Genomic DNA, 14,056 nt, shown 5'->3' on the forward strand with positions numbered 1-14,056 from the left:
AAGACTGCTGAAAATTGCGCAGTTTAGCGCCAACGAAGCCGTTCATCGGTCAATTGATCGACCGATGTGACGCCCATCAAGCGCATTCCGCGCTCGATTTCGTCTTTGAGAATGCCAAGCGCGCGTTCAACGCCGTCCTGTCCCGCTGCGGCAAGGGCATAGAGATAGAGCCGACCACCGCTGGCTGCTGTCGCGCCCGTGCACAAAGCTTTCAATGCATGCGTGCCTCGGCGCACACCGCCATCGCAGATGATCTCGATCTCGCCGCCGACCGCATCGACGATCTCGCGCAGCTGATCGAACGGCGCGCGGCTGCCATCCAACTGCCTGCCGCCATGATTGGAGATCATGATGCCATCCGCTCCGATTTCGACAGCGCGGCGGGCATCGTTAGCGCTCATCACGCCTTTCAAGACGAATGTACCGCCCCAGTCCTGCCGGATCTTCGCCGCTGTGTCCCAATCCATCGACGTGTCGAGCATGGTGTTGAAGTATTCCGCGATGCTGACAGCCTTGCCCGTCCCTTCGTCAACATGCGTATCGAGATTGGGCAAACGGAACTTCTCGCGGAAGAGATAGTCGAGCGTCCAGCGCGGACGTGTCGCGTAGGACCACACGGAAGCGGGCGTAAACTTGGGCGGGGTGGTGAAGCCAGAGCGCAAGCATCGCTCGCGCTTGCCGGAAACGATCGTGTCCACCGTCAGCGCAATGCAGTCGAAATTCGCCGCCTGGCACCGCTCGATCATACTTCGGTTGAGGCCCTTGTCCTTGTGGACGTAGAGCTGGAACATCTTCGGGCCCGAAGTCAGCGCAGAGATCTCTTCTATGCTCCGCGTCGCGAGGCTCGAAATGCCGAACCACAGGCCAAACTTCTCAGCCGCTTTCGCAACCGCAGCCTCGCCCTGATGATGGAAGGCGCGCTGTACCGCGGTCGGGCTGAGCAACAGGGGCAACGCGCTCTTGCGGCCGAGGATCGTGCAACTGGCGTCAATCTCGGCAACGCCCGCGAGCACATCGGGCACAAGATCGCAGCTCGCATAGGCATCGATGTTGCGTGCCTTGGTGAGTTCGTCGTCCGCCGCGCCATCGATATAGTCGAATACAGGGAAAGGCAGCCGCGCTTTCGCAAGCCGTCTGAAGTCATCAATATTGTGGCAATCAGAAAGGCGCATCAGCAGCGCTCCGTACCGCGCTCGAAACGGGCGCGCAATGAAGTGACAGAGTACTCCGGCTTCGGCTCGGCAGCAGGGCAGGGGCGGTAAGCCGGGTCGCGCGGCAAACAGCCTGGCCCGCAGACCAGTATGGATTTGCCCGCCTCAGCATCATTGCGCCAGAACCGACCGCCGGGTGTCGAGACATAACCATCCATTCGGCTGGCGATATCGCTTTTCAGATCGATGGTTGAAGGTACCTCGCTGTCAAACTCTTCACCAAACCCGCCATGGGTGTGAAAGCTCGCGAGTGGCGCCATGCCGGGCTCGTCAAAGTAAGCGATGTCACAGCTCGCGCGCTCGCCGGTCAGGATACGTCCCGCTCCCAGATCGCCATTGCTGTCTTCGAAGATGATGCCGCAGTATTCGGTATCTTCTGCAAATGACCGCTCCTGCAAAGCAGCGAGCTGCTCACGAGCGAAGGCCTGCACTTCCTCTGTGGTGGCTGTGACCACGAAATCCTCCGGTCCTTTGACACTGGATATCGCGCGCGCAACGATCACCACAAACGCAATGGCGCAAAGTAGATATATGATCTGGGTTGTGCGGACGTTCTGCATGACGCCCGCACGCTTGCCGTTAGTTTTTCGCTTTGTCGACCAGCTTGTTGGCGCTGATCCACGGCATCATCGCTCGAAGCTCGGCACCGGTCTTTTCAATCGGATGCGCTTCAGCAGCCTTACGGCTGGCCTTGAGTTCTGGCTGACCTGCGCGGTTGTCGAGCACAAAGTCCTTCACGAAACGGCCCGACTGAATGTCAGCGAGAACGCGCTTCATCTCGGCCTTGGTCTCTTCGGTGATGATGCGAGGGCCGGTCTTAATGTCGCCATATTCCGCAGTGTTCGAGATCGAATACCGCATGTTTGCGATCCCGCCTTCATAGAGCAGGTCAACGATCAGCTTGGTCTCGTGCAAGCACTCGAAATAGGCCATTTCCGGCGCATATCCAGCTTCAGTGAGCGTCTCGAAGCCCGCCTGAATCAGGTGCGTGATACCGCCGCACAGCACGGCCTGCTCGCCGAATAGGTCCGTTTCGCACTCTTCCTTGAAATTGGTCTCGATAATGCCGGAGCGGCCACCGCCAACGCCGGATGCATATGCAAGTGCAACGTCATGTGCTGCACCGCTAGCGTCCTGATGGATCGCAATGAGGCACGGCACCCCGCCGCCACGCTGATATTCGCTGCGCACGGTGTGACCCGGACCCTTCGGCGCGATCATGATAACGTCGATATCTTCTGGCGCTTCGATCAAGCCGAAATGGATGTTGAGACCATGCGCGAAGGCAAGCGCGCTGCCGGGCTTCATATTGCCTTTAAGATCATTCTCCCAGATCGCGGCCTGATGCTCGTCCGGCGCAAGGATCATAAGAATGTCTGCCCAAGCCGCCGCTTCGCTGTTCGTCATAACCTTGAATCCGGCGCCCTCGGCCTTCTTCGCTGTGGCAGAGCCTTCGCGCAGTGCAATGGCAACGTCCTTCACGCCGCTATCACGCAGGTTCTGCGCGTGTGCATGGCCCTGGCTGCCATAGCCAAGGACAGCGATCTTCTTGTCCGTGATCAAGCCCAGATCGGCGTCGGCGTCGTAATAAACTTTCATTATCTTCCCTTCGCTTTGTCGCGCAGTTCCTGAATTGGGACCCACTCCCGTGTTCCCGGTAATTTTGCTCGCCAGTAAATCCATCCGTTCAAAGTTGGCGTTTTCCCGTCTTTTGTTGTCGCAACGGCCGCTGCAGCAGGCGAGGGACCATTAAAGATACCTCTGGGCGTTTTCCATTTGCCCTTGCTTATAAAAGCGCGCTTTACAGATCCATTGTATTCCATTCGAAGACTGGTTTCTTCGGGAAGCGTGACGCCTTTTGATGACCAAGCGCCATCGTCGAGGCTTGCGAAGCTTTCGTCGTCATCTGAGTATCCAGATTCGATCCCGATCAGTCTTCGTAGAGCGGCATTTGCTGGCTCTGAGAAGCTTCTCCTTTCAGCTTCGATCGCTTGATAAACTTCAAAGTCGATTTCGATTTGTTTCATTTCCATAGGCACTCTCCTTTGTTTGAGTGACTATATATTTAATAGTAGTAATAGTAGAGTCAATAGTGATTTTCAGATTCCTTCAGCTCCACGCATCATGCCGACGACACCGGAGCGCCCGACTTCGACAAGGCCGAGCCCGCGCATAAGTGCGATAAAACTGTCGATCTTGTCAGGCGCGCCCGTGAGTTCGAACACAAAACTCTCTGTCGTTGTGTCGACAACGCTCGCGCGGAAAACCTCAGCAATCCGCAAAGCCTCAACGCGCTTTTCGCCGGTTCCGGTGACTTTGATAAGTGCCAGCTCGCGTTCGACATGCGGGCCTGCTGTTGTCAGGTCGACCACCTTGTGCACGGGCACGAGCCGCTCAAGCTGAGCTTCGATCTGATCGATTACTTGTGGTGGGCCATTGGTGACGATGGTGATGCGACTGACGGCATGGTCGTCCGAGATATCGGCTACGGTCAGGCTATCAATGTTGTAGCCGCGCGCGGTGAACATGCCGGAGATTTTCGCGAGAATACCGGCCTCGTTATCGACGGTGACGGCAAGCACGTGCCGTTCGCTGGCTTCCTTGTGAATTTTCATGTCGGCGCCCTTACACCAAAGCCTTAGCTTCATCGTCCATCGTGCCTTCGACATGATCGCCGTAAAGCAGCATGTCGGTATGCGCAGCGCCTGACGGGATCATCGGGAAGCAGTTTGCGTCTTTCGACACGAGGCAATCGACAATGACCGGTCCGTCATAGTCGAGCATCGCTTCAATACCGGCATCAAGCCCTGCTTCGCCTTCAATACGGATGCCTTTCCAACCGTATGCCTCGGCCAGTGCTACGAAATCGGGCAGACTGTCCGAATAGCTATTCGAATATCGCCCCTCATAGGTCAGTTCCTGCCACTGGCGGACCATTCCCATATATTCATTATTCAGGATGAAAATCTTGACCGGCAGACGGTACTGGCTGGCGGTGCCGAGCTCCTGAATGTTCATCTGGATCGAAGCTTCACCCGCAATATCGATCACCAGCGTATCGGGATTGCCAAGCTGCGCGCCAATCGCCGCGGGCAAGCCATAGCCCATCGTGCCAAGACCGCCCGAGGTGAGCCATTTGTTCGGATCGTTGAAGCCGAAATACTGCGCCGCCCACATCTGGTGCTGACCGACTTCGGTTGTGATGATCGGATTGCGATCCTTGGTCAGCGCGAAGAGACGTTCGACTGCCTTTTGCGGCATGATCATCTCGGATTTTTCGGGATAGGCGAGGCAATCGCGCGCGCGCCAGCCCATGATGCGCGCTTTCCATTCGCCCAGATCTTGCGGTTTGCGTTTGCCCCATGCTTCGATCAGCTGGCCGAGCACTGTCGCGCAGTCGCCGACTATGCCGAGATCGACAGGAACGGTCTTGTTGATCGAGCTACGGTCGATATCGATGTGGATCTTCTTGGAACTCGGGCTGAAAGCGTCGAGACGCCCGGTTACGCGGTCATCAAAGCGTGCACCAACACAGACCATTACGTCGCACTGGTTCATCGCCATATTGGCTTCATAAGTACCGTGCATGCCGAGCATACCGAGCCAGTCTGGGTGATCGCTCGGGAATGAACCAAGTCCCATCAGTGTGCTCGTAAGCGGCGCGCCGGTGATGTCCTGCAACTGGCGTAGCAAGCGGCTCGCTTCAGGCCCTGAGTTGATGACACCCCCGCCTGTGTAAAGGATCGGGCGTTCGGCCATCGCCATCAGTTCAACCGCTTCAATGATTTCTTCAGGCGCGGCGGCCATGCGCGGTGCATAGCGATGCGATGCAGGCTCTTCGCGTTCATCCTTGGGGATCGAAGGCACTGCGATCTGAACGTCCTTGGGGATATCGACGACTACCGGTCCCGGACGGCCCGTTGTCGCGATCCGGAACGCTTCTCGCAGGGTAGGGCCGAGCTCGGCGGGTTCCTTCACCAGGTAATTGTGTTTGGTGCAATGGCGTGTGATGCCAACCGTGTCTGCTTCCTGGAACGCATCTGTGCCGATTAGCGCTGTTGGAACCTGCCCGGTGATAACGACCATCGGGATCGAATCCATGAACGCATCGGCGATGCCGGTGACAGCATTGGTTGCGCCCGGGCCGGAAGTGACGAGAACAACTCCAGGCTTGCCGGTCGAGCGCGCATAGCCTTCCGCTGCATGCGCAGCGCCAGCTTCGTGCCGCACAAGGATATGGCGAATACGTTCGTCTGCGAAGAGTTCGTCATAGATCGGCAGCACCGCGCCGCCGGGATATCCGAAAACGAACTCTACGCCCTGTTCGACCAGACAATCGACCAAGATGGCCGCGCCGCTGCGCTCGGCTGTCACAACTCTACCTTTCCGTCCGCCAATTGAATTTGCGGGGCTTTAACAAAAAATGCGGCCCGGTGCATGAGGGTGCACACCGGGCCTTCGATGGCTTCGCTATGAGCATGAATATGTCATGTCAACCTTTAATGTTGTAATAATCGTGCGAAATAATACTCAATATCGACAGATTCAGATTCATTTCGTGGCCAGTCTTCAGGCGGCTGGCGGCGGAACCAGGTGTATTGCCGCTTGGCATAGTTGCGGGTGGCTTGCTGTCCTGCCGCGATCATCTCATCGCGTGCAAGCTCATCCTGCAGGAAGGTTGCGATTTCTGGAACACCAATCGCGCGCATGACAGGCAGGTCGGGTGACAGGTCGCGGGCAAGCAAGGCCTTCACCTCATCGATCGCGCCATGCTCAAGCATGATCTCAAAGCGTCGGTCACATCTTTCATAAAGCCATTCGCGTGGTGGAAGCATGATCAACGAATGCAAGTCGACCCTCTCGCCAATACCGCCGGATTTTTGTGCCTGCCATTCGCCGAGCGTCTTGCCGGTCGAGCGTACAACTTCGAGCCCGCGCGCGATCCGCTGGCCGTCCTCTGGCTCGAGCTTAGCGGCACGTTCGGGATCCTCGCCTTGCAAAGCTGTGTAGGCTTCTTCGGTCGGCAGGGCGCGGACTTCCTCTCGCACTGAAGGATTAATCTCGGGGATAGGCGCAATTCCATCCAGTAGGGTGCGCATGTAAAGACCTGTCCCGCCGACGAGGATCGGAACCGCGCCTTGTTCATGCAGCGAAGCTATCTCGTACTTCGCTGCCGCTGCCCAATCAGCAGTCGAGTAGGCTTGTGCGCCGTCCCATGTTCCAAACAAGCGATGGTTGATCCCCTGCATTTCAGCATCAGTTGGCCGGGCCGACAGAATTTGGAGATCGCGGTAAACCTGCATGCTGTCCGCATTGATCACAGCCACCTTGCGGCCTTGCTTTTCCAGAGCCTTCGCAAGCTCCACGGCCACTGCGCTCTTGCCGCTGGCGGTCGGCCCTGCGATGAGCACCACCGGTGGCAGTTTGCCCGATTGAGGAGAGACGTCAGTGCCCATAGTCAGGCTGATAGCAGACCCGGCTTCGCTGGAAAGTGTCGACCATCAACCCGATTGGCTCGACGACGCAGGTGTCGTGCTTTCTCTGCGCCAGCTGAGTGCTGAGCTGTTCGAATTCGACTATCCAATCGGACCTGCTGAAGTGCTCGACCGCATCCTCGACGAGCTGCTGAAGGCCAAGGCTGCGCTGATCAGCGCGAACAGCTTCGACATCCCGCAAGTCTTCATTTCCGACATGGACTCCACCATGATCGGACAGGAGTGCATTGACGAGCTCGCGGACTATGCTGGCCTCAAAAACAAGATTGCCGACATCACTGAACGCGCCATGCAAGGCGAGCTTGATTTCGAGCAGGCCTTGCGTGAGCGAGTAGGGCTGCTTGCTGGCCTTGAAGAAAGCGCGATCCAGCAATGCTTGGACGAGCGCATCACACCGATGGCAGGCGCGCGCACGCTCGTGCAAACGCTCAAAGCCAATGGATGCCGGACAGTTCTGGTGACGGGTGGCTTCCATCATTTCGCTGATCCGGTGGCCGATATGCTTGGTTTCGAACGCGTGGTCGGCAATCGATTGAAAGTGGCCTCTGGCAAGCTGACAGGAGGGTTGCTGGGCGACATCGTCGATAGCTCGGTGAAGAAGCAGGTCCTCGAAGAGGAGGTGGCAGCTGCGGGTGAGGGCACAATCTCGCTCGCCACGGGTGACGGCGCGAATGACATTCCCATGCTGGAAGCAGCAGCTTACGGTTTCGCCTATCACGCCAAGCCGAAAGCGCGCGCTGCCGCCAATGGCCGGATCGATCAAGGCGACCTTACAGCAGTCCTCAAACTCCTCGGAATTCCCGAAGGCGAGTGGGTCATAGACAATTAACTGACGATGATATAAGTTGCGCTTCGCAACCTAAAGGAGCAAAGCCATGGCGTCCGCAGCACCACGACTGATTGACCGTCCACTCGTCGCAAGCGAGCGTCAGACGACCAGTTTTCGTCCGTTCAAGGCGTGGAAGCATTTTCGCCAGCTCGTGCAGGACAAGGAAGATACCGAACAGGTCTTTCACATTATCGAAGCGATGAAAGGCAAGAAGAGCCATAAGCAGGCTTGGGACTTTATCGGCTCCGATGATGGTCAGCGTTTCCTGCGCGATGAAGTCGATATTCCTGCCATGCTAGACGATCATGAGCGCTGGGCCGATTGCGGTCCTGACAGCGTGGCGCAGCATTACATCCGTTTCATGAAGCGCGAAGGGCTGTCTGCGGCTGGTCTGGTGAAAGAAAGCTATAAATGGCAGCCGGAAAGCGAGCGTCCGCAGGACCTCACCGAATGGTACTTCACGCGCCTGCGCGATACGCACGACCTGTTCCATGTGCTGACCGGCTATGGCCGAGATGCGCTGGGTGAAGCCGCGTTGCTTGGCTTCAGTTTTGAACAAAACCACAATCTTGGCATCAAATTCATCGCTTATGCGGCTGCAAATGAAATCCGCAAAGTGACGGAAACCAAAGCGCCTTTGTTCTCTGCAATCAATGAGGGTCGGCGGCTAGGCAAAGCGGCGGCAAAGCTCGCGCACATGGATGTCGAGCAAGTCATGCGCGAGGATATCGCGGATGCACGCAAGAGTCTCAATATCGGCAAACCGGTGATCTATCGCGAGTGCCTGGCACAGCTCGAGCGCGAAGGGCATTTGGAAGCGGATCTTATGGCTCCTCAAGCCAAGGCTGAAAGGACCGAATGCTGCGCTAAAGCGGCGTAACGCGCTTGAGGTTCATCCTCAGCAGCGCGAGTGCGAGCACGAGGATCATCACGGACAGCAGGAACGGCGCGCCGGGGAAGAAAAGCCCGACATCGTCCGCGAAATAGCCGAACAATCCTGTCATCACCAGCGGGCCGATAATGCTGGTAAGGCTCACCATGCTCGCAACCGCGCCTTGCAGCTCTCCTTGCGCGTCGTCCGCAATCCGTTCTGACATCAATTGCTGCAAGGCAGGGAAGGTCATGCCTGCGAAACCGCCGAGGAATATGCCGAGGATCATCGCCCATCCTCCCGGTGCAAAGCTGAACAGCAGATAGGCAGGCAGGGCAAACAGGAAGCCGAGCGTTGCGGTGGCGTTCGCTCCGATTCGTGCAATGACAAGGCCGGTCAGCACGCCCTGTACGATTGCAAGCATCAAGCCATAAAAGGCAACGCTGATACCGATCTGGAACTCGTCCCACCCGAACAGCAGAAGATTGTAGTACGCCCAAACAGTGAAGGTGGATTGCGCGGCAAGCTGCATAAAGAAGATCACGACCAGAAAGCCCAGAACTACTGGCGTATTGCCCATTTGCACAATCGTACCGAACGGGTTTGCACGCGTCATGGTGAAGCGGCGGCGCTTCTCTACACTCAGTGTTTCACGCAGGATGAAATAGCCGACAATCGCGCCTGAGATGGCGAAGATGGCCGCCATGATGAAAGGCAGCCGCTCGTCATAGCTGCCGAGCAAGCCGCCGAGCGCAGGGCCGATCACAAATCCGCTCGCGCCTGCTCCGCCCAGTATGCCGAAATATTTGCCGCGTTCTTCGCGCCTTGCAATGTCGGCAACGCAGCTGTTTGCTGCCGCCCAACTCGCACCCATGATCCCGCTCAAGAGGCGTCCGACGAAAAGCCACCACAGATCAGGCGCAAGCGCCATGATGATGTAGTCAATGCCCAGCAGCAGAAGCGTAATGAGCAAGACGGGTCGCCTGCCGTACCGGTCGGACAGGCCTCCGATCACTGGCGCGAACAGGAATTGCATCAATGCATAGGCAAAGGCGAGCAGCCCGCCGATCCCTGCCGTGCGGTCGACCGGCTCGCCCGTAATCGTCTCCAGCAGAGTCGGCATGACCGGAATGATCAGGCCAATCCCCACCATGTCGATGAACACGATGAAAGCGACCATGCCAAGTGTCGCTTTGATTTCAGGTGGTTGTCCTTCAGCTGCGTTCATAGCGGCGCAAGTCCCATCATCACGCAGTCGCCATAGTCAACCGCGAGATGCCACAGCGCGCCGAGGCCAAACGCGCGCACCCACCATTTCGGCACGCCCAGCATCAGAATGAAGAGGATTGCCGCCTCCCAACCATGCAGCAAGTGGAAACCGATTGAGCAGCGGTTCGGATCGAAAATGGGATCAGCGAGCACATGATCGAGATCTATGAGATTGGCGCTCGCGATCACAAGGCCAGCGACCTTCCAGCGCTCGCGCCAGATCACCCAGGCCATGGCGAAAGGCACCAGCCAATGCCCGCCATAATGGAGGATCGGCTGCACCCAATCGATCATGCGGCGGCTTGGATGGAAACCGGCATCCAGTTCGCCGCTCTGCGCGTTCGCCTCTCCGCCGCATCTTCTCCGTCGTAGTCGACAGTTGCGGCACGAGCGGACCAGTCTTGTTGAACCTCGAGGCAATTCAGGTTGAAGACGCCCAGCATCCGTCCCTCGGATTCACTAACTGCTGCGATCACCACCCCGCATTGCGGGCAAAAGAGGAAGTCTGCGGTCTCGGTACCGAAACAATAGCGGCTGGGTTCGATTGTGCATTCAAGCGAAAGCTCACCCGCATTGTCGGCGAACCATGCGGGCTTGTGCTTCACGCAAAATGTGCAGCCGCATTCGCGCGGAGAGATATCTGCAACTGTGAACATTGAATGCAATGACACTCTGATAGCACCGCAATGGCACGATCCGGAGTGCTGGTGGTTCATCCTTCCATCCAGTCGCGGAAGAAGCTCGCATGTGCCTCGCGGAGGTCGGCGATGGAAGCGCCAAGCAGGCTATCGCCGCCGACTGTGCCCAACACTCTGAGTCCGTCTGGGCCACCATCATAATCGTCTTCGACCGCTGCAAGGAATGCATTCGCATCAGGTACTGTGACAATATACCGCCCCTGATCTTCGCCAAACCAATATCCAGCCTTGGAATAACTGTGATGAGCTTCAACCAGACTTGCTCCGAGGCCGCTCGAGAGGGCCATCTCCGCAAGCGCCACTGCAATTCCGCCATCCGATACGTCGTGGACGGCAGTCACCATACCATTCGCTATCCATTGGCGAACATAGCTGCCATTCCCCTGCTCGTTTGAGAGGTCGACACATGGCGCCGTGCCTCGATCATTATTCTTGATTGTCTTGAGCCATAGAGACTGGCCGAGATGACCGGGTGAATTGTCAGAGAAGTAACCGCCCTGACCCACGAGAATGATCGCATCGCCCTCATTCTTAAAGCCCATCGTCATCATCTTGGAATAATCCTCGATGATTCCCACGCCTCCAATGGCCGGCGTGGGCAGGATCGCTGAGCCGCCGCCGGTCGCCTTGCTTTCGTTGTAGAGCGAGACGTTGCCAGAAACGATCGGGAAGTCGAGCGCGCAGCAGGCTTCGCCCATACCTTCTAGCGCATGGACGAATTGCGCCATGATTTCCGGCCGCTGCGGGTTCGCAAAGTTCAAACAATTGGTCACCGCGAGCGGGCGCGCGCCAACCGCGCACAGATTGCGATAGGCCTCTGCGATGGCTTGCTTTCCGCCTTCATAAGGGTCGGCGTAGACATAGCGGGGCGTGCAATCCGTGCTGATGGCAAGCGCTTTCTTCGTGCCATGTACGCGAACAACGCCGGCATCTCCGCCTGTCTGCAGGGTATCTGCGCCTACCTGGCTATCATATTGCTGTGATATCCAGCTGCGTGAAGCGAGGTTAGGGCTCGCCATCAGCTTCAGCAAATCAGCAGCAATATCAGTGCTTTCAGGCGTATTTTCGAGCGGTTTAACCTCAGCCCAGTCCTTGTATTCGTCTTTGGAGAGGTAAGGGCGGTCATATTCCGGCGCGTCCGCTGCGAGCGGCCCGAGCGGGATGTCACAGACCACTTCTCCGTTGAATTCCAAGACCATATGCTGCGTATCGGTGACTTCGCCGATGACTGCGAAATCGAGTTCCCACTTCTCGAAGATCGCTGCAGCCATTTCTTCCTTGCCGGGCTTCAAGACCATGAGCATGCGCTCCTGACTTTCGCTCAGCATCATTTCGTAAGGAGTCATGCCTTCTTCGCGGCACGGCACCTTGTTCATGTCGAGCCGGATGCCCGCCTTGCCATTGGTCGCCATTTCGACCGAGGATGAGGTGAGGCCTGCCGCGCCCATATCCTGGATCGCCACGATGGCATCGGTTGCCATCAATTCAAGGCAGGCTTCGATCAGAAGCTTCTCTGTGAACGGGTCGCCGACCTGCACGGTGGGGCGTTTGGCTTCGGCATCTTCCTCGAAATCCGCTGACGCCATTGTTGCGCCATGAATTCCGTCGCGCCCGGTTTTGGAGCCGACATAGACGATCGGATTGCCGACACCGGTGGCGGCCGAGTAAAAGATCTTGTCCGCGTCTGCCACGCCAACGGTCATGGCGTTCACGAGGATGTTGCCATCATAGGCCGGGTGGAAATTGGTCTCGCCGCACACTGTCGGGACGCCCACGCAATTGCCGTATCCGCCAATGCCGGCGACCACGCCTTTGACGAGGTGCTGCATCTTGGGATGCTCGGGCCTACCGAAACGTAGCGCATTGGCATTCGCCACCGGGCGGGCGCCCATGGTGAAGACATCGCGCAGGATACCGCCAACGCCAGTGGCTGCGCCTTGGTAAGGTTCAATATACGAAGGGTGGTTGTGGCTCTCCATCTTGAAGATGGCGGCCTGGCCATCGCCTATATCGATGACGCCAGCATTCTCACCCGGACCACAAATCACCCAAGGCGCTTCGGTCGGCAGCTTCTTCAAGTGCAGGCGCGAGCTCTTGTAAGAGCAGTGCTCACTCCACATTACGGAAAAGATGCCGAGCTCGACAAGATTCGGCTCACGTCCGAGACCCGCCAGAACGCGCTCATATTCTTCGGGGCTCAGCCCGTGCTGTTCGACAATCTCAGGGGTGACTTCAGAAGCTATAGTGGCCATGAGCCGCCTTTAGCGGCGCGGTCCCGACAAGAAAAGAACCGCGCGCTTGTGCTTGCGGGTTGTCCCCACCCAAGCGGCAAAAAGCGTCGCGAGAAGGAATGCGAGCAATGCTTGCGCATACAGGAATGGACCGGCGACCTGTGGTGGCGGCCCGAACCAGTTGATTGCCTGGAATGCCAGCAGCACAAATAGCAAGATCGCTGGAGGACCAACTGGCCCTCTTGTCGATTTCATATACCAGTAGAACGCGCCGACTGTGATCCCGAGCTCCAAAGGGATCGCAAGCATCGGTTCATTCCAAAGTCCAAGACCGTGCTTCTCTTCACCGCCTGCCAAGCTGAGATCAGGTCGATGCGTCAGCCAGTCGAGTATCCAGTGCGAGAGGACCACAAAGCCGCCGAGCAGAGCTGCGAGCGCATCCTTGCGAGCCAAAAGAACCAGCCCGGTAAACACAATCGCCCAAATCGCCGTGCCTAACAAACTGTGCGTGTAAGGCATGTGATACAGATCTAGCGGAACCATGACAGTCGCGTCCGGATCCACGCGCATGCGCTCAATGCCGAAAAAGGCAAATGTGAAGAATGCCCAATCAACCAGCTGTGCTGCAACAAACAGCGTGGCGAGCTTGGGAGCGCGCGGGCTGATAGCTGCTGCAGCTAAAGCTGGTGCAAAATGGCCAATGAACATGCGCTAGCTTGTTAGCTTTAGCGTGACCCAAGTTGCAACCGCTGATGCGGTCGCTGTGGCAAAGGCGCCCCACATGATGTCGATTACAGTGACATGCGTTGCCCAGACTTTGAACACCGCTTGGCTGGTTAGGTCGAAGGTCGCGTAACATAGCGCACCGAGCAAAGCGCCGTTCAGTACCGCGGTTGCGACACTGCCGCTCGCAAGGCCAGGTTTGATGGCAAACCAGACCATTCCAGCCAGATAGATGAAGTAGAAGGCAGCCGCTGCTCCAGCCCGGAAATTTTCCGCCATGATCTCGCCAATGACCGGGCGATAGAGGTTCGGTCCGGCCCAGCGAAGCCATAAGGAATCCAGAACGCCGAACGCCACTGCAGCGCTGATATATGCGATAATCCACTTCATTTGCTGTGCCCCGATCTTCTTCGCAACTTGACCGCGCGGGTATGCACGGTCAATGCTCCTACACATGGATGAGGGTATCGGTTCCGTGGACGGACAATCAGATATAGCAGAAATGAGCTTTGAACAGGCGCTTTCCGCGCTTGAAGAGATCGTGCAATCGCTTGAAGCAGGCGATGTGCCGCTTGATCAGTCAATCGCGCTTTATGAGCGCGGAGAGAAGCTGCGCGCGGCCTGCCAGAAGCGGCTCGATGATGCGCAAGCACGGATTGAACGGATTGTCACCGATAGCGCTGGCCAGGCGAGCGGAACACAGCCGTTCGATGAGCAATCCTGAGGCGT

Annotated in this window: 16 protein-coding genes; 3 read left to right on the top strand and 13 right to left on the bottom strand. The window is 57.4% G+C overall.

What is annotated here, in order from left to right:
* Nucleotides 1-23 precede the first annotated feature (23 nt).
* From HUO12_RS02155 to miaA, 7 genes are all read right to left on the bottom strand, one after another.
* Nucleotides 24-1,172, bottom strand: a complete 1,149-nt coding sequence (locus HUO12_RS02155) for an alpha-hydroxy acid oxidase (protein WP_176272043.1) — start codon at nt 1,170-1,172, stop codon at nt 24-26.
* Entirely contained in the window at nt 1,172-1,771 is a 600-nt protein-coding gene (locus tag HUO12_RS02160) for a DUF4329 domain-containing protein (RefSeq protein WP_217905162.1), read from the bottom strand. Before HUO12_RS02160 ends, HUO12_RS02155 begins: the two co-directional genes overlap by 1 nt.
* 19 nt (nt 1,772-1,790) lie before the next feature.
* Nucleotides 1,791-2,810 carry a ketol-acid reductoisomerase gene (gene ilvC / locus HUO12_RS02165; protein WP_176272045.1) on the bottom strand — a complete coding sequence of 340 codons (1,020 nt, stop codon included), beginning with the start codon at nt 2,808-2,810 and terminating at the stop codon, nt 1,791-1,793.
* Entirely contained in the window at nt 2,810-3,244 is a 435-nt protein-coding gene (locus HUO12_RS02170) for a hypothetical protein (protein ID WP_176272046.1), read from the bottom strand. The genes ilvC and HUO12_RS02170 overlap by 1 nt, the downstream gene beginning before the upstream one ends.
* A gap of 66 nt (nt 3,245-3,310) precedes the next feature.
* A complete protein-coding gene (gene ilvN / locus HUO12_RS02175; protein WP_176272047.1) occupies nt 3,311-3,826 on the bottom strand; it encodes an acetolactate synthase small subunit in 516 nt (171 codons plus the stop codon).
* Between the two features lie 10 nt (nt 3,827-3,836).
* Complete coding sequence (gene ilvB, locus HUO12_RS02180; protein WP_176272048.1) at nt 3,837-5,585, bottom strand: biosynthetic-type acetolactate synthase large subunit; 1,749 nt, start codon at nt 5,583-5,585, stop codon at nt 3,837-3,839.
* Nucleotides 5,586-5,710: 125 nt separating this feature from the next.
* A complete protein-coding gene (gene miaA / locus HUO12_RS02185; RefSeq protein ID WP_176272049.1) occupies nt 5,711-6,667 on the bottom strand; it encodes a tRNA (adenosine(37)-N6)-dimethylallyltransferase MiaA in 957 nt (318 codons plus the stop codon).
* Between the two features lie 166 nt (nt 6,668-6,833).
* Here miaA and serB point away from each other — a divergent pair, with 166 nt between their 5' ends.
* Both serB and HUO12_RS02195 read left to right on the top strand, forming a co-directional pair.
* A complete protein-coding gene (serB, locus tag HUO12_RS02190) occupies nt 6,834-7,535 on the top strand; it encodes a phosphoserine phosphatase SerB (protein WP_232367433.1) in 702 nt (233 codons plus the stop codon).
* A 46-nt stretch (nt 7,536-7,581) separates the two neighbouring features.
* Nucleotides 7,582-8,415, top strand: coding sequence for a Coq4 family protein (locus HUO12_RS02195; protein ID WP_176272051.1), 834 nt, complete (start codon nt 7,582-7,584; stop codon nt 8,413-8,415).
* On the opposite strand, the gene HUO12_RS02200 is transcribed toward HUO12_RS02195, so the two are convergent.
* From HUO12_RS02200 to HUO12_RS02225, 6 genes are read right to left on the bottom strand one after another with little or no spacing between them, the layout of a single operon-like run.
* The gene (locus HUO12_RS02200; protein WP_176272052.1) at nt 8,402-9,634 is read right to left on the bottom strand and encodes a TCR/Tet family MFS transporter; all 1,233 of its coding nucleotides are present in this window, start codon (nt 9,632-9,634) and stop codon (nt 8,402-8,404) included. The genes HUO12_RS02195 and HUO12_RS02200 overlap by 14 nt on opposite strands.
* The gene (locus HUO12_RS02205) at nt 9,631-9,969 is read right to left on the bottom strand and encodes a DUF6122 family protein (protein WP_217905163.1); all 339 of its coding nucleotides are present in this window, start codon (nt 9,967-9,969) and stop codon (nt 9,631-9,633) included. The genes HUO12_RS02200 and HUO12_RS02205 overlap by 4 nt, the downstream gene beginning before the upstream one ends.
* Nucleotides 9,966-10,391, bottom strand: a complete 426-nt coding sequence (locus HUO12_RS02210; RefSeq protein ID WP_456298148.1) for a GFA family protein — start codon at nt 10,389-10,391, stop codon at nt 9,966-9,968. Before HUO12_RS02210 ends, HUO12_RS02205 begins: the two co-directional genes overlap by 4 nt.
* Nucleotides 10,388-12,625, bottom strand: coding sequence for a phosphoribosylformylglycinamidine synthase subunit PurL (gene purL, locus HUO12_RS02215; protein ID WP_176272054.1), 2,238 nt, complete (start codon nt 12,623-12,625; stop codon nt 10,388-10,390). The genes HUO12_RS02210 and purL overlap by 4 nt, the downstream gene beginning before the upstream one ends.
* 9 nt (nt 12,626-12,634) lie before the next feature.
* Nucleotides 12,635-13,312 (bottom strand): metal-dependent hydrolase, encoded by a 678-nt coding sequence (locus HUO12_RS02220; protein WP_176272055.1) that lies wholly within the window; start codon nt 13,310-13,312, stop codon nt 12,635-12,637.
* A gap of 3 nt (nt 13,313-13,315) precedes the next feature.
* Nucleotides 13,316-13,717 carry a DUF2177 family protein gene (locus tag HUO12_RS02225; RefSeq protein ID WP_176272056.1) on the bottom strand — a complete coding sequence of 134 codons (402 nt, stop codon included), beginning with the start codon at nt 13,715-13,717 and terminating at the stop codon, nt 13,316-13,318.
* A 64-nt stretch (nt 13,718-13,781) separates the two neighbouring features.
* Between HUO12_RS02225 and HUO12_RS02230 the strand changes: the two genes are divergently transcribed.
* Nucleotides 13,782-14,051 carry an exodeoxyribonuclease VII small subunit gene (locus HUO12_RS02230; RefSeq protein WP_176272057.1) on the top strand — a complete coding sequence of 90 codons (270 nt, stop codon included), beginning with the start codon at nt 13,782-13,784 and terminating at the stop codon, nt 14,049-14,051.
* The last annotated feature ends 5 nt before the right edge of the window (nt 14,052-14,056 follow it).

This window comes from Altererythrobacter lutimaris, assembly GCF_013371495.1.
Classification (GTDB): domain Bacteria; phylum Pseudomonadota; class Alphaproteobacteria; order Sphingomonadales; family Sphingomonadaceae; genus Erythrobacter; species Erythrobacter lutimaris_A.